Origin of the sequence: Dyadobacter sp. 32 (assembly GCF_902506755.1) — a bacterium.
Taxonomy (GTDB): Bacteria; Bacteroidota; Bacteroidia; order Cytophagales; family Spirosomataceae; genus Dyadobacter.
Map to the genome: position 1 here is coordinate 2,994,014 of NZ_LR735258.1, position 22,464 is coordinate 3,016,477.

Below are 22,464 nucleotides of genomic sequence, written 5' to 3' on the forward strand. Positions count from 1 at the left end.
TACTGATAGAATGAGTGAATATTCTTCGCCAATTCTATTATTCTATCATGCTCTCATTGCACCGGCGACCGGGTCTAAATTTTTATCATTCTATCAAGTTTTCACCATGAATAAATTCATTCGGGGGATAGTAGGCTTTTCATTAAAAAACCGATTCTTCATCTTTTTCATGACCGGCCTGCTGATCGTTGCAGGGATTGTCAGTTACCGAGACACGCCATTGGAAGCATTTCCGGATGTTACCAATACACAGATTATCATCGTGACCCAATGGAACGGGCGCAGTGCAGAAGAAATTGAACGGTTTGTGACGGTGCCCATTGAAGTAGCTATGAACTCGGTGCAGCAGAAAACCAATGTGCGAAGTACAACCATGTTTGGGCTGAGTATCATCAAAATCATTTTCGAAGATCAGGTAGAAGACTTTTTTGCCCGCCAGCAGGTAAACAATCAATTGAGGAATATTTCTCTGCCGGATGGTGTAGAACCCGATGTCCAACCCCCGTATGGCCCAACCGGTGAGATTTTCAGATATACATTGAAAAGTAAAGACCGTGATAGCCGGGAGTTGCTCACTTTACAAAACTGGGTCATAGACAGGCAATTGCGCAGTATCCCCGGCGTGGCCGACGTAGTCGCATTTGGCGGCCGTCAGAAGATCTATGAAGTTCAGGTAAATCCTACCAAGCTGGCCAAATACAACATCACCCCACTGGAAGTTTATCAGGCTGTTACCAAAAGTAACGTCAATGTTGGTGGCGACGTGATCGAAAAGAACGGCCAGGCTTACGTGGTGCGGGGAATAGGGCTACTGAATTCCATTCCCGATATTCAGAATATCATCGTCGAATATGTCAAAGACAATCCGGTACTGGTGAAAGATGTTGCCGACGTGAAAGAATCGGACATGCCGCGGGTAGGCCAGGTGGGGCTGGATGGCGATGACGACGTGGTGGAAGGCATTGTGGTGCAGCGGAAAGGGGAAAACCCAAGTGAGGTTTTGGCACGGATAAAAGACAAAGTGGAAGAACTGAATACCAAAATACTTCCGCCGGATGTGCGCATGGTAACATTTTATGATCGCGATAATCTTATTGAATTCTGTGCGAACACTGTGAAACATAACCTTTTGGAAGGCATAGTGCTTGTAACGGTTATCGTGTTTTTGTTTATGGCCGACTGGCGTACAACGCTCATCGTATCCATCATCATTCCCCTTGCGTTGTTATTTGCTTTTACCTGCCTGCGCTTAAAAGGCATGTCGGCCAACCTGCTTTCGATGGGTGCGATCGATTTTGGGATTATCATCGACGGGGCCGTGGTGATGGTGGAAGGCATTTTTGTGGCGCTCGATCACCTCGCTCACAAAAATGGAATGGAAAGGTTCAACCGGCTCTCCAAAATGGGATTGATCAAAAAAACGGGTGGCGAACTTGGCAAGGCCATATTTTTCTCCAAACTCATCATCATCACCGCACTGATCCCTATTTTCAGCTTTCAGAAGGTAGAAGGAAAAATGTTCACGCCCCTGGCTTACACATTGGGTTTCGCACTTCTGGGCGCACTACTTTATACGCTTACACTGGTACCCGTTTTATGCTCCTTTCTTTTGAACAAAAATGTTCGTGAAAAAAGTAATCCCATCGTTCGGTTCTTTGACCGCACCGTTTCCGCCGGCTTCGAGTGGTGTTATGCCCGTAAAAAGTTAAGCTTAACCCTTGCTGGTATTTTTCTGGTTGTTTCCCTGTTTTCAGCCAAATTTTTGGGTACAGAATTTCTTCCCACGTTGAACGAAGGAGCCCTTTGGGTGGAAGCTAAGATGCCCATGAGCAGCTCATTGACCGAAACGATTAAAATGGTAACCGTGCTCCGCGCCAAGTTGAACGAATTTCCGGAAGTAAACGGGGTTTTGTCCCAAACAGGGCGTTCCAATGATGGTACCGATCCCTCGGGATTCTATTATGTGCAAATGCAGGTGAATCTGAAACCAAAGGATGAATGGAAACGAAAGATCAGCCAGGACCAGCTGATTGAAGAAATGGACAAGAAGCTAAAACAATTCCAGGGTATCAACTACAATTATTCACAGCCCATCATTGACAACGTAGCCGAAGCAGTAGCCGGAATGAATGCCAGCAACGCTGTGAAAATATATGGTGACGACCTGGAGACACTTAATCAGAAAGCCAACGAGGTACTCGAGGCCATTAAGGATGTCCCCGGCATCAAAGACGTAGGAATTTTGAGAAACATCGGACAGCCAGAGATCAGTGTAATTCTGCATGACCACAAAATGGCTCAATACGGAGTCAGTATATCAGATGTTCAGGCGGTTATCGAAATGGCGATCGGCGGAAAAACAGCATCCATTCTCTATGAAGGTGAACGTAAATTCGACATCCGGCTCCGCTATGAAGAGCAGTACCGCCGTGATGTAAACGACATACAGCAGCTTATGGTGCCTACGCTCACAGGTGGCAAAATTCCGCTTAAAGAGATTTCTACCATACGAACCGTGACCGGCCCCGCATTCGTGTACCGTGATAACAATAAAAGATTCATCGGGGTGAAATTTTCGGTCCGCGAAAGAGATTTGGGCAGTACGATTGCAGAAGCACAAAGCAAAGTTAAACCACTGCTTTCCTCACTCCCCAAAGGCTATTCCGTCAACTGGTCCGGTGAATTCGAAAATCAGGTAAGGGCAACGGAGCGCCTCGGGCAAGTGGTTCCAATTAGCTTAATCGGAATTTTTATTCTGCTTTTCATCATGTTCAGCAATGCAAAAGATGCCGGGCTGGTATTGGTCAATGTGCCGTTTGCACTGATCGGAGGTATTCTGGCCCTGCACGTCACACACATGAATTTCGGGATATCGGCAGGGGTTGGCTTTATTGCTCTTTTTGGCCTATGCGTTCAGAATGGAGTCATTCTGATCTCGGTTTTCAACAAAAATCTGTCAGCACATATGACACTCGATGACTCCATCCGCGAAGGTGTTAAATCCAGGATCAGGCCGGTGATTATGACCGCGCTGATGGCCGCAATCGGCTTACTTCCCGCAGCTACGTCAATGGGTATAGGCTCCGAAACGCAGAAGCCTCTTGCCATCGTGGTCATAGGCGGATTAATCACCGCAACAGTACTCACTTTGCTTATCTTCCCAATTATTTACGGCTTTTTTTACCGCCAGAAAAGACAATCCATACCCTCATAGAATCGGTGATCCGTCCGTCACCCGGAGCATATCTGTGCGTCCGGGTGAATATGAGAACAGGAATTACTCTTCATCATATTTTAGATTTAAATTTTCTAAACCTTTTCCGATTAGAAACACATATCGGAGCGACACCCCAAACTTCCATCCGCTTCCATCCCCCTGTATGACGGCCGTTTGTGTTTTCTGTTGATTTACATAATACTCCAGAGTAGTCGTCAGTGAGTTGGCAAACCCCCACTGCTTCCTTGTAAAAAAACTCATATCCACACCTTTGGCGATCTTCACCACATATTCCAGATTTGCCTCGGCAAACCCAGTGGCATGTGGGTTGGTTCGGGTGTCGCTTGTCATTGCCAAAGTGTCCACACCTTGCCATCTCCCCTTCTGCCTATATCCATAAAACTCGCGATACTCCATTTGTTTACCTGAATTGGGCACTATACCCACACCGGCTCCAATCCAAAACGCTGAACGACGAAGCGATGTTTTACCGAACAGAAGGCGTCGCTTACCACGAAGCATCAGGCTGTTTTTATCATTTGTAAATTTGTAGTGCAAGGAATTATCCTCATTGATCAGCAGAACATTGTGGATCGCGGATCTGGCATATTCCGCTTCAATACCCCAATCCTCATTCCCGACCCAACCCACCACGGCGCTCCAGCCGTAAGCAGCAGGCGATTCGGTGCTTATGAGTTCATCGAAGGTATTGGTCAACCTGTTTTTATCCGTTCTCACGAAGCCATCAACGCCAAAATACCAGCGGTTGTACACTTTTTCCTCCCCAAATCTCTTCAAAAAAGCCTCAGGAGTATACGCGTTGGACCCCACAGGTCTGGGAAACATCGGACTGTAATAATCCACATTTCCCTGACAGAATACACTGGCCGGAGCAGTAAAGAGAAGTAGTAGTGTAAACGAAAATCTCATAGGGCAGCTGGTCGTTTAGAGCCTATTACGCCCTAAAAAAACCTAGTGTTGCACGAGCTCGTCGAAAAGCTTATGACATTTTCAGATCAGAAGGTTTGCCTGTTTACTTTCGGTAAAGCTGATTGTGAAGGTTGTGCCGCTTCCTATCTCCGACTCCACGTCGATGCGCCCATGATGTGCATGGATAATATTCAGGGTAGTAGCCAGCCCGATTCCCATACCCGAATTTTTACCGGTAAAATAGGGTTCAAAAATTTTGTCCATATTTTCCAGAGATATACCCGACCCGTTGTCGGTGAATATAACCTGGAATGTTTCATTCTGGCTTCTTGTAGAAATTTTCAATATACCCTTTTCTTCATCCATTGCCTCAATGGCATTGGTAATCAGATTTAGAAATGCTACTTGCAAGGAAACTGAATCCAAAGGAATGCAAAAGTCTTCGTCTGAATAGGATCGGATTATTTCGATCCTTTTAAGCTGGACGCGGTCGTATGCGGTGGCTACAGCTTCATCTAGCACCTTATGAATGGGCTGATTGAGCAAAATAACATCCGTTGAATTTGATGGCTGCAAAAGCTGTGTGATCAGGTCATTGATTCTTTTACAATTCCTTTTAATAATCTGTGTATAAAATTTTTGATCCTCATCCACCAATTCCATTTCAAGCTGCTCTGCGGACAGGTTCACATTGGTAAGCGGGTTGCGGACTTCATGCGCCAGCATACGGACCAACCGGCTTGTGACAGCAAGTTTTTCCGAAAACAACCGCTCTCTTTCGGATTGTTTGCGGGCAGTTATATCATGAAAACGTCCTTGAAAATAAGGTGTATTGCCATCTATTTCCATTGAAGCGGAAAACACACAATACCTTTTTTCTCCATCTGCCGTAACAAGTTTCACTTCCAGATCATCAACAGGTCTTTCGAAAATGCTTTTCCAAGCAGTATCAAACTGACCATCATCCACCATATCATGAATCCTCTTTCCCTTGAGATCCGTGGGCAAGTATCCCGTCAGCGAACAGGCAGAGGTATTAAAATCGGCAATGATCCCTTCCGCATCGCATATGAACAGAAAATCATTGGACTCTTCAAATATCCTTCTGTAGCGTCTCTCGCTGTGTTTCAGCGCCTTCAACACAGAGGTTCTGTCGAGTGCATAACGGATGCTGCGTTCAAGTTTCTCCGAATCTAACTCACTCTTAATCAGATAATCCGCAGCGCCCAGACGAAGTGCTTCTACGGCTATTTTGGTATCCCCTTTTCCAGTCAAAAGTATGATCGGATCCTCACATTCAATGGCACAGGCCTCCTCAATCAGGTCTATTCCGGTACGCTCACCCAGCAGGTAATCGAATAAATAGAGGTCATATTTTCTGTTTTTTATATGAAACAGCGCCTCATCGTAAGTTGGGCACCAGGTAATATCAATATTCCAGTTCTCGAGATCATTGAAATATTCGCGGGTGAGAAAATAGTCGTCTTCATCATCATCAACAAGAAGAACCGATATCAATTTTGTAGTCATGGAACGCGAAGACAGTGTCAGTATGATTAGCTACCAGAAAGCGACGATGGTTACCATCTCTGACGGCTAAATATCAAACTGTTTCATTTTATTATAAAGTGTTTTCCGGTCAATATTAAGCAGCCGTGCCGCTTTGCTTTTGTTAAAATTAACATCCCTTAAAACCTGCATAATCATATCATACTCAGCTTCGTTGGCCACAGTTTTTAAACTGGGCTTGGAGTCATCCGCATCTGCATGTTCCTGTATGGCAGTGGCAGCAGGTGCAGGGCTTACTTCTACATCGAGATCCTTTAATTTGCGATGGTTCACAATTTCGAATGGTAAGGATTTCTCTTCAATCAGAACACCATCCGACAAAAGCGTAGCCCGCTTGATTACATTCTTCAATTCTCTTAAATTTCCCGGCCAGGAATAATTGACAAAATCGTCAATTACCTCTTTGGAGAAGCCTGTAATGTTTTTTCCCAATTCAGCATTCGTAGCCTCAAGAAACTTTTCGGCAAACAGCATCAGATCGTCGGTACGGTTACGTAGCGCGGGGACTTCAATCGTAAACTCATTGAAGCGGTAATAGAGGTCTTCCCTGAACTTTCCATTTTTTGCAGAGTCCAGCAGGCGTTCATTGCTGGCTACCAGAATCCGTACATCCAAATCTATCTCTTTGGAGCCGCCTATACGCCGCATTTTACGCTCCTGCACCACTCTTAGCAGCGCTACCTGAATTTCATAAGACAAGTTTGACACTTCATCCAGAAAGAGCGTTCCGCCATTGGCCATCTCGAAGTGTCCGATTTTGGTTTGAAGCGCTCCTGTAAACGAACCCTTTTCGTGACCAAACAACTCACTACCAGCGAGTTCCTTTGAAATAGCACCACAATCCATCGCTACAAACGGCATATCTCTTCTTCTGGACCTATTATGAATCTCCTGTGCAATAGCCTCTTTGCCTGAACCGCTTTCACCGTAAATAATGACGCTGAAATTGGTAGGAGCCACAAGGTCCACCTGCCGAAAAAGATTATCCGAAACATCGCTTTCACCCATTACATAGCCCGCCTTCATCCGTGAAGATGCTTTTCGGGAAAGTTTTGGGGCATGAGGGGCATTTTCATCGTGAGAAGCTACACTTTGAGGCTCATCCTGCAATAATTCTGCATCAGCAATTGCCTTTTTTACGGTTATTAAAATCTCGTCAGGAAACAGAGGCTTAGTGATATAATCATAGGCACCCAGTTTCATCACATTTACAGCGATCTTGATATCGGAGTAACCGGTGATGACCAAAACAGGCAAATGAGGGCTTTTTGCTTTGATGGCGCTTAGCAATTCCGTTCCGGTAATGTCGCCAAGCCTGAAATCGGTCATCACCAGATCCGGGGAAACAGACTCTATCAGTGCCAATCCTTCTTTCCCCGTTTGTGCTGTTTCTACAATAAAATCATTCTTGGATAAAAACCTTTTTAGCAAAAAGCATATATCTGCCTCATCGTCAACAACTACAATTTTTTTCATACAACGTTAGCGGGCTTCACCCTTAATTTTCAATAGTTGGTTCAAGTATTAATTCTGGTTACGCACTACAGTCTACCCGCACTAGATCGTGACCCGTAACCTGGCAGTGGGTATATTTAATTGTTCCCGATATTTGGCCACTGTTCTTCTGGCAACTGAGTACCCTTTCTCCGAAAGCAGGTCGGTTATTTGCTGGTCGTTGTAAGGATGTCGCTTATCCTCCACGCCGGTGATTTCACGAATAGCCTCCTGTATTTCCCGATTGGAGACCTCGGTTCCATCTTCATTGGTGACACCTTCGGTAAAAAGATCTTTAAGCAGCACGATACCAAACGGAGTCTGCACATATTTATTGGTTGTAACGCGCGAAACTGTGGATATGTCCATATCAATGATTTCCGCAACGTCCTTAAGGATCATGGGACGGAGTTTTTTAATATCTCCTGTCTGAAAATAATCATATTGAAGTTTCACAATGGCTCTCAAAGTACTCAGCATCGTGTTTTCACGCTGTTTGATCGCATCAATAAACCACTTTGCCGAGTTCATCTTGTTTTTCAGAAACTGGTTCGTTGCCTTATCGATTTTCTGCTCTGCCATTTGCGTAAAAAGCTTGTTCAACCGCAACGCGGGACTATTGCCCCAGGTCAGTTGAACCTCGATCTCCCCGTCCTCTGTATACCGTAGCATAAAATCCGGCTTGATGCTTTCATTGACCAGGGTGTCGTTTCGGAGGCCGGAAGCAGGCTTTGGATTCAGTGTCGTAATTAAGCTGATTGCCTTCTTCAACGTATCCTCGTTCATACCCAGCACCCGCATGATTTTGTCGTAATTGCGCGAACCCAGTTCATCAAATGTATCCGAAACAATACGGTAAGCCGACTTCCATACATCGTCCTGATGCTCTGTTCTTTGAAGCTGTATCAACAGACATTCACGAAGGTCTCTGGCTGCTATTCCGGCGGGATCAAGCTGTTGAATAACCCGTAACATCAAGCTCACCTCATCTGCATCAATAAACATACTGTTTGCAAATGAGATGTCATCTGCGATCACCTCTGCCTCACGCCTCAAAAATCCGTCCTCATCCAGGGAATCAAGTATAAAGTCGGCAATCAACTGTTGCCGGTCATCCAGTCGTAAAAAATGAACCTGTTGTTTCAGTTCATCCCTAAATGAAATCGACTCCACCATGGGTCTGGTATAGAGCTCATTATCTGCCGACTGGTTGTTTGCATAGGTTTTGTAATCAGGAACATCATCATCTCTGAACTCGTCCCAATCGTAATAATCCTGTACAGATGATGTGGCGTCATCTCCGCCCGCAACATCATCAGGGTCGGTAAATTCATCCGTTGTATCCTCCGTTGTGGACTCTTCTTTCCCTTCTTCTAAAATGGGATTCTCCTCGATTTCTTCCTTTATTCTTTGTTCCAGTTCCATTGTAGTCAAATGCAAAAGATTAAGCATTTGAATCTGTAGTGGAGAGTATTTTAGGGTTTGCCGTTGCGTCTGCGTCTGTCTTTGCATAAAGCAATAAATTCTAAAATTAAAATTACATTTATTTATCTCCGCGGTGATTGTGTAACAGCCTGCTTTTTACTCAGGACGTTGAAAACAAGAATTTTCCTACCCCACCGGATGATTTGTTCTTAAATTTAACACAGTATTACTTGTTAATAATACGAATCTTATAAAAATGATCAATGCGTATATAATTCCACAGAATGAGTATAATAATTCTTCATATGATTGTCGGGCTAGTTAACCTAACCAGGAAACCTTATCATCAGGCATATTTAAAAGTATCGTCGCACGAAACACATTAATCAGGACATCTTTTAGTACGCATGCTCAACTCACATTTGCTAATCGTTGCACTTTCACATAGTTATAACGAGATCAAAAGCAAATTGATCCTTTGTTCGTACAAAATAAAGCTTGGGGCACATATCTCTTCGTACCTCTGTGATCTTTTAAGTGGGACTTACGTGGTGACATATCCTTTCTAACAACCATATTATTTCAAAAGATACCTTACAACTAAACAAAACGCTTGCCTCACCAGGGTGATTGTATAAAATGTGGGCACAATCTGATTATTTAAAAGTCAAATTCCGGCAGGTTAAAAGTCACATTTGATCTCAACAGCTCCCGAACCACAAAGATCACCACCCGTATAGTAACATATCTTAGCAGCCAGTAATAGATTCAGCCCCCCCCGAGATTGCAGTTAACCATGATAATTTCCTGACCCATACTTACAGTAAAAATTTAACCCTTCGGTGTGGAAGGGTTAAGAGAAGATATCAAATGAGGTCAAAAATAAAGAGCGATTACAACTACACTCCAGAAAAAGTTTCTTTCACTGTAATGTAGGCCCCGTTTGAAGGGGCTCTTCGTCCGTCATTTTCTTTATCCATCTGAGTCCCTTCAGAAGCACATGACGTCCACCTTCAACACCATGCTTCATGATTACTTTTTCGGCTATTAAGGGAGCCACCACATTCAACGGAGCCGGCAGATGACGTAAAGCTGTCCTGGCTATGATGGCTCCAACACCCAATTGCAGGCCTTTTTCCACCAGTCCGTCGCTTCCAGCCGCGGTCAGGCGTTTGAAATAGTCGATACCGACACCTGATTGTTGGCGCTCATTCTTTTTTAGGTTACTATCCTTTTCGGATCTATTCTCAGCCATATCCTTCAATTCCTTTGGAACGTTCAACAGTTTTCATAAGCATTCAACGGTTCTAAAAAAACTCTAACTACTTCCTCTAGCTCACGTCGCAGTTCGATGCCGGGACGATATCAGATTTTACCGTTCGCCAAGAAACTTATCCTTTGCCCCCTGAGCTGTGTCTAAAACTTCATCCTTATATTCTTCGCCTTCGGACTTTAATCTTTCAGCACCCGCTTTACTTTTCTCCAGAGCTTCAATCAATTCACTAGCCAGGGAGTTGGTTCTCTTTTTGATTTTTTTTCTCATTTTATTGCCGTCTTCCGGCGCAAAAAGTAGTCCTATAACAACGCCTGCTGCAACTGCAGTTACTATCCCCAAAAAAACTCTATTGCTGGCCATATCTTGAATATTTAGATTAAACTTATACGTACAACACTATGCTCCTAAAATTCCGTACCAGATATACGCGCTTACGCCTGCTAAAAACAACAGGCTCACTTTCAGTAAAGTACAAAACATACCAGTCAGGTATTCAAATAAAAATTTATAAAACCACCAGTCAAACCCGGGCAGAATGCATCAATGAGGGGTACTTATGAACAAATGGCACCATCAATAGGTCCAGATCAGGAGTAACCTGACCTGAAGGCGAATCGTTCGACCACATTATTTTGGCAAGATTATTTTAGTCACCCTAATTAATACATGCTATTTCCAACCAATTCTCATCGTCATAACCTACCAAATACACATACTTAGCAACCATGAGAATCTTAATAATTGAGGATGAAAGAGATCTGGGAATTCTGATAAGAAATTTTTTAGTGAAAAAATTAAAAATAAGGCCCCCCGAATCCAGTGTTAAAATCGCGACTACTTTGGGAGAAGGAATGGATTACATGAATGAAATGAATCCCGACTGGGTGTTTGTGGACAATAATCTACCTGACGGCAAAGGCATTAACGAAATAGAGGGAATAAAAAATCGAGGATCGGTCAAGAAAACCTCTGTTGTAATGATGAGCGCCATGACCAATTTACGAGAAGAAGCGCTGCGGAAAGGAGCAGACTATTTTCTTGACAAACCAATAAGTTTCGTGGAGATCGATAAAATAATGGATAAAGCCCGGAATAATTGAATTGAGGAGGTTATCACCACGTCTATTTCCATATGGATGTAGAATTTAATGCTGATACTGAGAAATTCGACAAAGGCATACACGATCTGATTTTCTCGTTTCGGCTCTGTAAGTTTACTAGAATACAGGGCACTTTGTACCAGACCTGGCTTTCCTGCCCGGCATCTTCACCTTTTGGGATTTGTAACCTGCTTTCCTGGTTTTGGATCCTTCATCATCTTTTTTAGCATACGGAACCAGCTTAAAATCGTAGTCCGGAATTAAGTAGTCCTCCTGAAACTCAGCAGCTGGAAGTGGCATGTAATGGCGGCCAGGGAAGGAAAGCACATCGTACTCGTAATCGTAAAGATATATAGTCACAAATCCATCCCTGCTATACTTGATACTGATATCCGAAAAGGGACTATTATCGTCGGCGGATGCTACCAGGCGCATCATTTCCTTTTGCTTTCCTTTCACCAACACATTCATATTATACTGAAATACCCGGTGAAGAGAATCTATTTGTATCGCTACGCCGAGATAATATTTGGCATCCTTCATCTGCTCCTGCCCGGCATACATTACCGCTGTATTATTCAAGGCACTCTTGTCCTGATAGCTCTGGTAGCTTAGCTTGGCTTCATCAAATTTGTTCCAGTACCTAAAAACATTCCCCTGGTTTACGTTGTAGAATTTTTTGGCCGGTGCCACCTCCATAGCCCTCCGAAAGTCTGCAAATGCACCATCATAGCGAGCATTAGCCTGATTAACCTCGTGTCGTTGCTCGTGCCTGTTGCCAATATAAGCCTGTACAATACCATGGTTATTGTGCAAGAAGGGTAATGTAGGGTTGGACAAAATCAAACTATCAAACAATATCATGGCGCGATCCAGCTGGTCGTTTTCCAGCATAACGACCCCCCATCCATTTTGGGCCTTCACGTTAGCAGGGTTTAACGAAACGGCGGTTTTGAATACGTCATAACCTTTTTTGAACATATCGAAATGCAGCAGCAAATTACCATAATTACTCCACATCCGGTCGTAGCCTTTTTCAAAAGACAATGCTTTACTGAGAAATTGTCCTGCTTCTGAAAACTTCTTTTGATCGATACGGATACTGCTCATTCCTGCAAGAGCCTCATACCTGTTCGGATCCAGGCGGATCGCTCTGGCGAAGTCTTCTTCGGCCTTAGTACTCTGTTTCAGATAATATTCCGTAAAACCTTTTGTTACGAAAAGGTCTGCCAGAAATTTATTGTTTTCGTCAAGTACGTCGCCTGCTTTATTGAAATCGGCTAATGCCATGGCATATCGCTTCAACCCGTAATTGGCCACAGCCCTTCCCAAATAGGCATGCAAGTAAGTTGAATCGCGCTTTAAAACCCGATCAAACAGGTTGTACGCACTCTGATATTCACGTTTGGAAAGGTGTGTATTGGCAATTCCGGATTGCAGGCCCGGGGTTTCACGCTTCATACTGGCGGCCAACCTGTAATATCGCTGGGCTTCCGGAATATGACCAAGCCCGTACCAGGCATGCCCCATTCCTAAATACGCATCGCCCCGAAAGGTCCTGTCGTCGGCCTCCAGGTACTTTTCGAAAACCGATCTGGCATTGGCAAATTGGTTGAGCGACAGCAATGCATTGGCATACCTGATTTGTGCTTTGGGATGCTTACGGGCAACTTTCTCAAAATCCTTAACAGCCTTTTTTTCGTTTCCTGTCCGCATGAGAATATCGCCTCTTTGCAGGCGATATGGAAAGATATCGTCTTTCTGCCTGATTGCGGCGGAGAGTTCATCCACGGCCTCTGCGTACTGCTTATTGGCTTTGTAAAGTAACCCCAAATTATAATTCCACTTACCCTTGCCGTTCTTCACCGAATTCGTAGTTGCATATTCAATTCCGGTCTGATACTGCTTTTGTTTGCCCAAAGCATACAAGTTATTCAGACTGGCCATCGTGGTTGCCGGACTATTGTCAAAATCCTGTCTCGCAGCGCTGTACTTTCCGTTGAGTAAGGAAAATAGCCCTCGGTTGTAAATCACACTAGGATCCTGAGATGATAAATCAAGTGACTCCATGATACGCAAGGCTTTATGATAACTTCCCGACAAAGTCAAAATAATAGCCTCGTTGTTCAGCCGTTGAACGGAATCTACTGCCGTAAAATTTTCGTTGTTGTATAGCGCGTAGGCTCTTTGCAGCTTTTGAAGCTTTTGCTGGTATTCGGCCGAATGGGTAATTGAAGGATTGTTTTCTTCAAAAGCCCTGTTGAAAAGAGGAAGTAATTCCTTAATTATTGCCTGGCAGTCATTGAAGCTCTGTGCTGTTACGGGTTGTGTAAAGCACACAAAAAGCAGCATCAATAATCCCTTCGAACAAAGTCTGGCAATTATTTTCACCATAAGAATTTTGAGGTTCACCGACTGCTAACCTACTATTAATGAAGGAAAATAACAAGAGTGAACTATCTAACGGCACAAATTTAAGGTTTAATCACGAAAAAAGATAATTGCCCCGTCAACAGCCATCCACGAGCGCATAATGGCAAGGAAAGCATCAAAGCTTTTTGAACTTGATATTCCGAAACCAGACGGTGCTTCCCCAGTCTTGTAAGCCGATTCTTCCTACATAATTTCCTTTGGCGATGGGAGCATTCTTGAGATTACTTCCGGCGATACGACTTTTCCAATCGGCACCAGCCAGGTCATGCTCCTGAACTGTAAACCCGTTTTGCATGACGGTCAACTTATTCTTCCTGACAATAAAATGAATCTGGTTCCACGAGCCAACCGGATTCAGTTCTCTCACACGTGCATTGGCCACACCAAAAAAGTCACTGGCCCTGTGCGTGTTTTCCTTGGCTCCTTCATAGATTGCGTCATCAATCACCTGAAGTTCAAGACCTGTATCATGCATATTCTTGTATCTGGCGTCCTCAGTCACAAAGAAAAAAATACCACTGTTGGCTGATTTGCTAACTTTCCACTCTATTTTTAATTCAAAGTCACCTTTCACCACTTCATCTGTCACGATGTCCCCACCATTCCTGGCTTTATTACCAGCCCGTTCGGGAACATCTAGCTTGATAGCTCCTTGGTCCACCTTCCAGGCGGAGCCGGGAGAAGTCCCTCCATAAGCATGCCACCCTCTGAGGTCTTTTCCGTCAAACAAAAGTTTCCATCCCTCTTTCTTCTCACCCGCAGAAAGTGCATTGGGCTGCGCTTCAACATATCCCACCATTATGAGTAAAATCGTTGTCAGTAAAATGGTCTTCATAAGTTTTTCACCTGTTTGAATGAGTTGAAGAAATTCTCTGTATTTTAAACCAGCCCCCTTGGGTACATCCTATCTAACCAACGATGACTTTGCTTCGATGAATAATTCTTCCCCGTGCAGAGAGAGTGTAACACCGTGGTCGGAAATATTTTCAACTTCTACACCTCCCTGAGTCACTTTAACCAAAAGCAAGGATTTCCTGAAACCGATCCTGAACGAATACGCTTTCCACTGTTCAGGCAGATATGGATTCAAAACCAAAAGCCCGTTTTCCACGCGCTGTCCTGCAAAGCCCTTCACGACGCTCATCCAGGTTCCGGCCATGGAGGTGATGTGCAATCCGTCTTCGGTATCGTTATTGTAGTCGTCCAGATCCAGTCTCGCGGTTCGCAGATACATTTCATAGGCCTTCTCCTTCATGCCTATTTTGGCAGCAAGTATGGCATGTACGCAAGGTGACAGGGAAGATTCATGAACCGTCATTGGCTCGTAGAATTCAAAGTTTCTCCTGATCTCTTCAGCAGAAAACGCATCCTCAAAAAGATACAATCCCTGCAGCACATCGGCTTGTTTGATAAAGCAGGATCTTAATATCCGATCCCAGGACCATTTCTGATTAATGGGCCTGTGTGCTTTGATATCGTCAACAGTTAAAATTTCCTTATCCAGAAAACCCTGCTGCTGCAAATAAACCTCCCTTTTCTTATCATAAGGGAAATACATGTTTTCAACAATGTGCTTCCATGAATCTGTTTCGGTTTGTTGGTCAAAATGGGTGAGCGCCACGATCTCCTGCAATCGTGATGCGTTGCTCTCTGCAAGCTTTCCAATTATTTCGGAAGTATAACGCAACGTCCAGCAGGCAATGTAGTTGGTATACCAGTTGTTGTTGACGTTGTTCTCATATTCATTCGGTCCGGTTACACCGAGCATTACATATTGTTCCTTCTCAGCCGACCAAGTGATACGTTGCTTCCAAAAACGGGAAATACCAATTAACACCTCCAGGCCAAAGTCGGAAAGATATGTTTCGTCTCCCGTGTATCGGGTGTAATCGTAGATGGCAAAAGCAATGGCACCGTTACGATGGATTTCTTCAAATGTTATTTCCCATTCGTTATGGCACTCTTCGCCATTCATTGTTACCATTGGATACAAAGCAGCCCCATCTGTAAATCCAAGCTTTTCTGCATTTTCAATGGCTTTTTTAAGGTGTTTGTGTCGGTAAACCAGGAGGTTACGAGACACCTTTTCGTCCGCCGTAGAAAGGTAAAACGGTATGCAGTAAGCTTCGGTATCCCAGTAGGTACTGCCACCGTATTTTTCTCCCGTAAATCCTTTGGGGCCAATGTTCAGTCGCTCGTCTTCTCCGGTGTAGGTCTGGCCGAGATGAAAAATGTTAAAACGAATTCCCTGCTGAGCAGCGATATCGCCCTCGATCGTAATATCATTTTTCTCCCATTTATGCGCCCAGGCCTGGACATGTTCGGCATAAAGCTGTTCAAATCCCTTTTCAACGATACGGCTTATATACTGTTTTGCCTCAGGTATTAATGCCTCGTAGGCATAATTGCTGGAGGAGAGATTTACTCCATATTTATAAATCACCAGCTCCTGCCCCTCTTTAACGTCAAGATGCACCACACCTGCCACAAACTTTTCCTGCCTGACCGGAAGTGACTGATAGTCTGTCTTCAGGTCGTTGATCCGGATATCAAAGGCCATGCCTGTTGCCACTCTGAACTGTTCTACACCGTAAGGATTCTCTTTGGTTTCCAAAACCAGATAACCCTGAGAAAAGCTGGTTTCCTTGTGAATTTCGTCCCAGAATCCCTCGTCATAATTGGAATCCCGGTTACGAATATTACCATCCAGGTAAGGAGTGACGGTGATTGAATCGTCAAAATTGAGTGGAGTGACTGCATAACGGATCGCCCCGGATTCGTCATCCACCATGCTACAGAAACGTTTGGATTGAATCTTTAAACGCTTGCCATTGGCCATCTGAACAGTTGCGACCCTACTAAGCACCCCCTGCTGCATGTTTAATTCACGCCTGAATTCCTCCACCGTACAGGTGTTCAGGTCGAGCACTTCGTTACCTATTTTTAAGTCAATTCCTATCCAATTACAAGCATTCAGCACTTTGGCGAAGTAATTGGGGTATCCGTTTTTCCACCACCCTACCCTGGTTTTGTCAGGGAAATATACCCCGGCAACATAATTTCCCAGCAAGGTCTTACCCGTGTATCTTTCTTCGAAATTACCTCTTTGACCCATACGTCCATTTCCAAGACTCATGAGGCTTTCGGTTATTTCATTGTTGGCTGCATGAAAGCCCTCTTCAACAATGGACCATTCGTTTTGTGTGATGTATTCTTTCATTTGTATCCGGGCTCAATCCGGTGAGTGATGATAATACCTTTTAAATTTAACCTTTACCGGCTATCGGCAGGACAACACAGCTATAATCTTAACCAACAAACTGATTAACAGAATATTATATACAACCCTTTACCTGTGATTCACAAATATAACGATAAACTTCTTGCGCAGGCCTTGTCACCGGTTTCTCCTGAGATTTTCCGAAAGTCAAGTCATATATCCAACAGCATCGACTTGTTCACAATCTTTGACTAGTGGTTTTTCAAAACAAATTGAGAATCATATCGTTGTTAAAAAAAGAACGCTATGATGAACAAAAAACCATTAACTCTGATTTTCCTTTCCCTCATATACCTGTTAACCGGCTGCTCGAAGACAGAAAAAGAGGTTGAAAGCATTCCTGATTTAAGTGTTCAGGCAGTTGATGCATTTCCGTCCCTAAGGTTCACTTCCCCGATAGACATCCAGCATGCCGGTGACGGAACAGATCGATTATTCGTAGCTGAGCAGGCAGGGGTGATCAGGGTGTTCGGAAATTCAGCAGGTAGTGCGACAGCCACTACTTTCCTGGACATTAGAAATAAGGTAGTTTCCGGTGGAGAGCGGGGATTATTGGGATTCGCATTTCATCCTGACTTTAAAGCAAATGGCTATGTCTATGTAAACTATACACGGGCCAATCCATTAACTTCCGTAATCGCCCGTTACAAAGCCAATACACCATCAACGGGGCAGATTGACCCTTCCAGCGAAGCCATTCTTTTAACGATCGGCCAGCCTTACGACAACCACAACGGGGGTTCTATCCAATTTGGCAAGGATGGATTTCTTTACATCGCAACCGGTGACGGCGGGAGTGGCGGAGATCCGCAGAATTATGCACAAAATCGTAAAAGCATGCTAGGCAAGATTCTGCGATTGGATGTGAATAGCAATGCCAAAGGAAATTACGGCATACCACCTGACAATCCGTTCGCAAACGGAACCGAGGGATACAACGCCGAAATCTATGCGTATGGCTTACGAAACCCCTGGAAAATCAGCTTTGATACCCAAACAAATCAACTGCTGGCCGCGGATGTTGGGCAAAACAAGCGAGAAGAAATAAACCTGATAACAAAAGGAGGCAATTATGGCTGGCCCGTCAAAGAAGGTACGGATTGCTACCGACCTTCCTCCAACTGCAACACAACGGGCCTGATTGAACCTATTTATAATTATCTCCAGTCCAACGGCGACCGCTCCATTACCGGAGGCTATGTCTATCACGGCACCTCCATTCCAGGTTTGCATGGAAAGTATATCTATGGCGACTATGTTAGTGGTCGCATCTGGACGCTGAGCATGAACGGCACTCAGGCAGGAAGCAACGCGATACTGCTGGAAAACGCTGGTTTGATTTCTACTTTTGGGCAGGATGCCAGTGGTGAAGTATATTTTGCAAACTACCAGAGTGGCAAAATCATGAAACTAGGCTTAAAGTAATTTTAGAAACTTCCCCAAAGTTCTGCCACGGCGTATCCTATCATGATCAGACAGAGTATGGTCTTCATGACAATACCCGTTATAAAACCGATAAACGATCCAAAAGCAGATTTCAGAGCAATTTGAAAATGGGCCCCTCCGAGAAGTTCGCCTATCAGAGCGCCCAGAAATGTACCTATAAACATACCCAGTGCCGGGATTACGAAGAATCCGACTAGTAAGCCAAGCGTCGCTCCTATTGCACCCGCGCGTGTTCCACCAAACTTTTTAGTACCTAAAATAGGTATGTAATAATCCAGAACCGTGATGACGACGGTTACAAAACCGAGCCCGACCAAAACGGTTTGACTAAACGCTGCAAACTTCGTGATGTGAAGCAACAGAAGACCAGCAAAACTGAGAGGCGGACCGGGTAAGGGAAGAATTGCGCCCGCGAGCCCAGTAAGTAAACAAATAATACCTAATATCAACAAAAGTATGTCCATAGCCCCAACGTGTTAAATTCCAAATCAATTAACAAAAAAACCTAGGCACGTCCTATCTTTGCCCGAAATATGAAGGAAGACAAATCATTCTATCATTCTATCATTTAAATCGTAATGTCTAAAGTACTTATCATAGGTGCCGGCGGTGTGGGAAGTGTTGTGGCCCACAAATGTGCACTGAACAGCAATGTGTTTTCTGAAATTATGCTGGCAAGCCGAACAAAATCCAAGTGCGATAAAATTGCCTCGGAAATTAAGGAAATGCATGGCATAAGTATCCAGACAGCTCAGGTCGACGCGGATATCGTTTCCGAAACGGTGTTGCTCATCAAGAGATTCCAACCGGAGTTACTCATCAATGTGGCATTACCCTACCAGGATTTAACCCTCATGGAGGCGTGTTTGGCTACCGGAATACACTACCTTGATACGGCCAACTACGAGCCAAAAGATGTTGCCAAATTTGAATATAGCTGGCAGTGGGCATACCAGGAAAGATTTAAGGAGGCTGGTTTGATGGCACTACTCGGGTGTGGGTTTGATCCGGGCGTAACCCAGGCTTATACGGCCTATGCCAATAAGCATCATTTTGATGAAATGCATTATCTGGACATTATAGATTGTAATGCAGGCGATCATGGTAAGGCATTTGCAACGAATTTCAATCCGGAGATCAACATCCGGGAAATCACGCAGCCAGGCCGTTATTGGGAAAATGGCGAATGGGTCGAGATTCCGGCTATGTCCATCCATAAGCCCATAGATTATCCCGGAATCGGACCTAAGGAAAGCTATGTGTTGTATCATGAGGAACTGGAATCACTGGTTAAAAATTTCCCAACCCTCAAACGAGCACGTTTCTGGATGACGTTCGGCCAGGCTTACATCACCCATTTGAATGTATTGGAAAATGTGGGCATGACCAGCATTCACCCGATTACGTTCAAAGGAATTGACATTGTACCTCTGGAATTCCTTAAAGCAGTTCTGCCAGCCCCTGATTCACTTGGCGAAAACTATTCCGGACAAACCTCCATAGGCTGTCAGATCAAAGGCGTACAGAATGGTGAAGAAAAAACCTATTACGTATGGAATAACTGTGACCACGCAGCATGTTATAAGGAAGTAAAGGCGCAGGCTGTAAGCTACACTACGGGAGTTCCGGCCATGATAGGTGCAATGTTGATGCTCACAAACAAAGAATGGCAAAAACCGGGCGTTTGGAATGTGGAAGAATTGAATCCGGATCCATTTATGGCACTGTTGAATGAGCAGGGTTTACCCTGGAACGAAAAGATCAACGAGCCACTACCGCACGAATATCCGGCATAAAATAGTACCGCTCCATGCTATTGAAACAAATGTTCAAACGCATGGAGCGGTCACTGTTATTATCCCTCCATAGTTATCACTGCACGTGTACAGACTCCACCTATTGGAGGATTAAACTTAGAAACCTTTACCCTAATTTTGGCCACATCCGGATAATGCACTCTGATTTGCTCAATAACCCGGAAACCGATGTGTTCCAGTAAACGGGAAGGCTCCTGCATCACTTTGTGCGCGATCTGATACAGAGTGGAATAATTCACTGTAAGACTCAACCTATCCTGTTGTGCCGCCTGGATAAAATCCGTGTCAATAGTAATGTCGAGGGCATACTTGTTACCCATTTTTTGCTCTTCTTCATAAAAGCCGTGGTAAGCAAAAAACTCCAGACCCTCCAGTGCGATAGTCCCCATCAGATTTGATCAAAGAAGGATCCGCCCGTGGTTGGCTTCTTGGGCTGACTAGTTTCAGTCGGCGTCCTGAATTTATTGACACCCGTCTGCGCATCCCTGGCTTTCTCGGCTACCTTGTGCATTTCGGCCAGCGCTTCATTCATTTCATCGGCAGCACTACGCTCAATACGTTTTTCTGGTTCATTTTCATTCTTGATTGCAACTTTCTCGTCAAGAACAGCTACTTCAACAGATGCGGGGTCCGCCTTAGGAACTTCAATCTCCCGAACCTCTTCGACTTCTTCTTCAAAATCGACAACTTCAAAAGTAACCTCGGGCTTATCATCTGCCAGTAACACCGTCACAGGCTCAGGTTGTTCCTGAGCCTCTTCCCTGATCACCGGCTGAACAAATATTTTCTTGGGAATTTCGATTTCCGAAACATGTTGTTTTATTTCTTCCATCCTGTTCAAAACAGACTCCTTGTCGTACTTACCTTCAAACCTCTCCACAGTATCCATCGTACTGTTGGCCAGTGAAGACAGTTGGACAACCAAGTTGTCTCTGAAATTCTCTATCGCCCTGAAATCCCGCTCCTGCGTTTTGATTTCTGCTGCAAATTCCTCCTTAAACTTTTTAAGGCGCTCTTCGGTTTCTCTGATGATCTGATTCGTTCGGGCTTCTGCCTCGGCAACCATGTCGCTGGCGGTCACCCTGGATTCCTCTATAGTTTTTTCAGCACTTTCATTCGCTTCCTTTTCTATAAGCTTGCTTGTATCCTCAGCGGCTTTCAGCGTTCTGAACAACGTTGACTCAATATCCTTTAGCTTGCTAAGTTCTTTTTCTGCATACTCCAGCTGCATTTTGAGCAAACTATTTTCACTTGAAAAGCGCTCCCATTCCTGCGATAGTGAATTCAGAAACGCATCTACCTCGTCCGGATCATAACCTCTGAAAATCTTTTCAAAAGTGTGCTTGCGTATGTCTATAGCGGAAATTTTCATATTGCAATCTTGGCTTTATTACTTAGTTGATAACGGTCGTGTAAGTTAAAGATATATGGCGCATTTTTCAAAGTATTTGCCAATAATCCCATATCATAAGTATTCTATTATTCAATTTCCCAAACTGAGATCATCCGGTCATCACTGCATGAAATCAACTGGTTTTCGTAGCTGTTCCACAGCAATTTGTTAACCGAAGTTCCATGCCCGGCATGCCTGGCTCTATCGATTATTTTTTTAAGCCTGAACGTATCGTATTCCCACACTTTTATCGACTTATCCATGCTACAAGTGGCAAATAAGCTCCCATCGGGACTGAATGCAATGTGATTGATCGCATATAGATGAGCAGGGATGTCTTTGATATTTTCATAATTGCCAGCAACATCCCATATCATAAGATGTGCATCGCGTCCGGCTGTAAACAGGTAACGGCCATCCGGCGAATACTGCACACTGAAAACCGAATTCTTATGGGAACGCATCCTTTTTTTAAGAACAAAGCCATCCATATCAAAAACATGGACATTGCATTCGCTGTCTCCAGTTGCAAACTCCCTCGTCAACGGATTTATTGCTATTGAACGAATACTTTTTGACGAAATCTTGATGTGCTTTTGAACAGAAAACGAGGGAATATCCATGATGATCACCACCCCGTCCCCGGTTGCGATCAACGCTTTATCTCCCCAAATCTGAATGTCAAAAATGGCAGCAGTAGTTATTTTAACAGTAGTTTCAATCTGGTTGGTTGTGAAATCTATAACCTGAATTCCTTCGAAATTCTGACCTATCCACAGTCGCTGCCTTCCCTTATCTATACACAGGGAATAAACCGACGTACCCGCTTTCGCTACCAGATTGCCCAGATCGGGTTTTGTCAGATCCCATTGAATCACAAACCCATCCCCACCGGCAGAATAAAACTCGTTGGACTTGTTACCAGAAATAATTGTGTAAACACTATCCCTATGACCGGAAAAAGTATCTACTTTGCGAATGTTCATAATTGTAAATAAAAATTAGCTGCATTCTTACTTGTGATATCAATATCTGGATAACACACATCCGTACATCCATTTTGATAGATTGCAGTCAGTAAATT

Annotated in this window: 17 protein-coding genes; 4 read left to right on the forward strand and 13 right to left on the reverse strand. The window is 44.1% G+C overall.

What is annotated here, in order from left to right:
• The first annotated feature begins 106 nt into the window (after positions 1-106).
• Entirely contained in the window at positions 107-3,214 is a 3,108-nt protein-coding gene (locus DYADSP32_RS12190) for an efflux RND transporter permease subunit (protein ID WP_149242475.1), read from the forward strand.
• Positions 3,215-3,277: 63 nt separating this feature from the next.
• On the opposite strand, the gene DYADSP32_RS12195 is transcribed toward DYADSP32_RS12190, so the two are convergent.
• The 6 genes from DYADSP32_RS12195 to DYADSP32_RS12220 all read right to left on the reverse strand — a co-directional run bounded on the left by DYADSP32_RS12195 (position 3,278) and on the right by DYADSP32_RS12220 (position 10,271).
• The gene (locus tag DYADSP32_RS12195; protein WP_149242474.1) at positions 3,278-4,147 is read right to left on the reverse strand and encodes a hypothetical protein; all 870 of its coding nucleotides are present in this window, start codon (positions 4,145-4,147) and stop codon (positions 3,278-3,280) included.
• A gap of 81 nt (positions 4,148-4,228) precedes the next feature.
• Positions 4,229-5,677: a hybrid sensor histidine kinase/response regulator gene (locus tag DYADSP32_RS12200; protein WP_149242473.1), complete on the reverse strand. Its 1,449-nt coding sequence runs from the start codon at positions 5,675-5,677 to the stop codon at positions 4,229-4,231.
• A gap of 66 nt (positions 5,678-5,743) precedes the next feature.
• Positions 5,744-7,192: a sigma-54-dependent transcriptional regulator gene (locus tag DYADSP32_RS12205; protein WP_149242472.1), complete on the reverse strand. Its 1,449-nt coding sequence runs from the start codon at positions 7,190-7,192 to the stop codon at positions 5,744-5,746.
• Positions 7,193-7,273: 81 nt separating this feature from the next.
• Positions 7,274-8,722, reverse strand: a complete 1,449-nt coding sequence (gene rpoN, locus DYADSP32_RS12210) for an RNA polymerase factor sigma-54 (RefSeq protein ID WP_149242471.1) — start codon at positions 8,720-8,722, stop codon at positions 7,274-7,276.
• Between the two features lie 835 nt (positions 8,723-9,557).
• Positions 9,558-9,890 carry a hypothetical protein gene (locus DYADSP32_RS12215; RefSeq protein ID WP_414617713.1) on the reverse strand — a complete coding sequence of 111 codons (333 nt, stop codon included), beginning with the start codon at positions 9,888-9,890 and terminating at the stop codon, positions 9,558-9,560.
• A gap of 117 nt (positions 9,891-10,007) precedes the next feature.
• Entirely contained in the window at positions 10,008-10,271 is a 264-nt protein-coding gene (locus DYADSP32_RS12220) for a YtxH domain-containing protein (RefSeq protein WP_149242470.1), read from the reverse strand.
• 365 nt (positions 10,272-10,636) lie between these two features.
• Between DYADSP32_RS12220 and DYADSP32_RS12225 the strand changes: the two genes are divergently transcribed.
• Positions 10,637-11,011 (forward strand): response regulator, encoded by a 375-nt coding sequence (locus tag DYADSP32_RS12225; RefSeq protein WP_149242469.1) that lies wholly within the window; start codon positions 10,637-10,639, stop codon positions 11,009-11,011.
• 117 nt (positions 11,012-11,128) lie between these two features.
• Here the strand turns inward: DYADSP32_RS12225 and DYADSP32_RS12230 are convergent, their stop codons facing one another.
• The 3 genes from DYADSP32_RS12230 to DYADSP32_RS12240 form a co-directional block, all read right to left on the reverse strand.
• Entirely contained in the window at positions 11,129-13,405 is a 2,277-nt protein-coding gene (locus DYADSP32_RS12230; protein WP_149242468.1) for a tetratricopeptide repeat protein, read from the reverse strand.
• Between the two features lie 154 nt (positions 13,406-13,559).
• Complete coding sequence (locus tag DYADSP32_RS12235; protein ID WP_149242467.1) at positions 13,560-14,279, reverse strand: DUF1080 domain-containing protein; 720 nt, start codon at positions 14,277-14,279, stop codon at positions 13,560-13,562.
• Positions 14,280-14,348: 69 nt separating this feature from the next.
• A complete protein-coding gene (locus DYADSP32_RS12240; RefSeq protein ID WP_149242466.1) occupies positions 14,349-16,664 on the reverse strand; it encodes a glycoside hydrolase family 65 protein in 2,316 nt (771 codons plus the stop codon).
• A 306-nt stretch (positions 16,665-16,970) separates the two neighbouring features.
• Between DYADSP32_RS12240 and DYADSP32_RS12245 the strand changes: the two genes are divergently transcribed.
• On the forward strand, positions 16,971-18,149 hold the full coding sequence (locus DYADSP32_RS12245) for a PQQ-dependent sugar dehydrogenase (RefSeq protein ID WP_149242465.1): 1,179 nt from the start codon (positions 16,971-16,973) through the stop codon (positions 18,147-18,149).
• A 2-nt stretch (positions 18,150-18,151) separates the two neighbouring features.
• On the opposite strand, the gene DYADSP32_RS12250 is transcribed toward DYADSP32_RS12245, so the two are convergent.
• Positions 18,152-18,634 (reverse strand): DUF456 domain-containing protein, encoded by a 483-nt coding sequence (locus tag DYADSP32_RS12250; protein WP_149242464.1) that lies wholly within the window; start codon positions 18,632-18,634, stop codon positions 18,152-18,154.
• A 114-nt stretch (positions 18,635-18,748) separates the two neighbouring features.
• Here DYADSP32_RS12250 and DYADSP32_RS12255 point away from each other — a divergent pair, with 114 nt between their 5' ends.
• The gene (locus tag DYADSP32_RS12255; protein ID WP_149242463.1) at positions 18,749-19,966 is read left to right on the forward strand and encodes a saccharopine dehydrogenase family protein; all 1,218 of its coding nucleotides are present in this window, start codon (positions 18,749-18,751) and stop codon (positions 19,964-19,966) included.
• A 59-nt stretch (positions 19,967-20,025) separates the two neighbouring features.
• On the opposite strand, the gene folB is transcribed toward DYADSP32_RS12255, so the two are convergent.
• The 3 genes from folB to DYADSP32_RS12270 form a co-directional block, all read right to left on the reverse strand.
• Positions 20,026-20,376, reverse strand: a complete 351-nt coding sequence (gene folB / locus DYADSP32_RS12260) for a dihydroneopterin aldolase (RefSeq protein WP_149242462.1) — start codon at positions 20,374-20,376, stop codon at positions 20,026-20,028.
• Positions 20,376-21,359 (reverse strand): DivIVA domain-containing protein, encoded by a 984-nt coding sequence (locus tag DYADSP32_RS12265; RefSeq protein ID WP_149242461.1) that lies wholly within the window; start codon positions 21,357-21,359, stop codon positions 20,376-20,378. Before DYADSP32_RS12265 ends, folB begins: the two co-directional genes overlap by 1 nt.
• 107 nt (positions 21,360-21,466) lie before the next feature.
• A complete protein-coding gene (locus tag DYADSP32_RS12270; RefSeq protein ID WP_149242460.1) occupies positions 21,467-22,366 on the reverse strand; it encodes an eIF2A-related protein in 900 nt (299 codons plus the stop codon).
• Between the last annotated feature and the right edge of the window lie 98 nt (positions 22,367-22,464).

Coding starts and splice junctions, on each gene's coding strand:
- folB (WP_149242462.1), bottom strand. CDS start 20,376: ATGGGGACTATCGCACTGGAGGGTCTGGAGTTTTTTGCTTACCACGGC.
- DYADSP32_RS12230 (WP_149242468.1), bottom strand. CDS start 13,405: ATGGTGAAAATAATTGCCAGACTTTGTTCGAAGGGATTATTGATGCTG.
- DYADSP32_RS12265 (WP_149242461.1), bottom strand. CDS start 21,359: ATGAAAATTTCCGCTATAGACATACGCAAGCACACTTTTGAAAAGATT.
- DYADSP32_RS12245 (WP_149242465.1), top strand. CDS start 16,971: ATGATGAACAAAAAACCATTAACTCTGATTTTCCTTTCCCTCATATAC.
- DYADSP32_RS12205 (WP_149242472.1), bottom strand. CDS start 7,192: ATGAAAAAAATTGTAGTTGTTGACGATGAGGCAGATATATGCTTTTTG.
- DYADSP32_RS12200 (WP_149242473.1), bottom strand. CDS start 5,677: ATGACTACAAAATTGATATCGGTTCTTCTTGTTGATGATGATGAAGAC.
- DYADSP32_RS12270 (WP_149242460.1), bottom strand. CDS start 22,366: ATGAACATTCGCAAAGTAGATACTTTTTCCGGTCATAGGGATAGTGTT.
- rpoN (WP_149242471.1), bottom strand. CDS start 8,722: ATGCAAAGACAGACGCAGACGCAACGGCAAACCCTAAAATACTCTCCA.
- DYADSP32_RS12195 (WP_149242474.1), bottom strand. CDS start 4,147: ATGAGATTTTCGTTTACACTACTACTTCTCTTTACTGCTCCGGCCAGT.
- DYADSP32_RS12240 (WP_149242466.1), bottom strand. CDS start 16,664: ATGAAAGAATACATCACACAAAACGAATGGTCCATTGTTGAAGAGGGC.
- DYADSP32_RS12225 (WP_149242469.1), top strand. CDS start 10,637: ATGAGAATCTTAATAATTGAGGATGAAAGAGATCTGGGAATTCTGATA.
- DYADSP32_RS12190 (WP_149242475.1), top strand. CDS start 107: ATGAATAAATTCATTCGGGGGATAGTAGGCTTTTCATTAAAAAACCGA.
- DYADSP32_RS12220 (WP_149242470.1), bottom strand. CDS start 10,271: ATGGCCAGCAATAGAGTTTTTTTGGGGATAGTAACTGCAGTTGCAGCA.
- DYADSP32_RS12235 (WP_149242467.1), bottom strand. CDS start 14,279: ATGAAGACCATTTTACTGACAACGATTTTACTCATAATGGTGGGATAT.
- DYADSP32_RS12215 (WP_414617713.1), bottom strand. CDS start 9,890: ATGGCTGAGAATAGATCCGAAAAGGATAGTAACCTAAAAAAGAATGAG.
- DYADSP32_RS12250 (WP_149242464.1), bottom strand. CDS start 18,634: ATGGACATACTTTTGTTGATATTAGGTATTATTTGTTTACTTACTGGG.
- DYADSP32_RS12255 (WP_149242463.1), top strand. CDS start 18,749: ATGTCTAAAGTACTTATCATAGGTGCCGGCGGTGTGGGAAGTGTTGTG.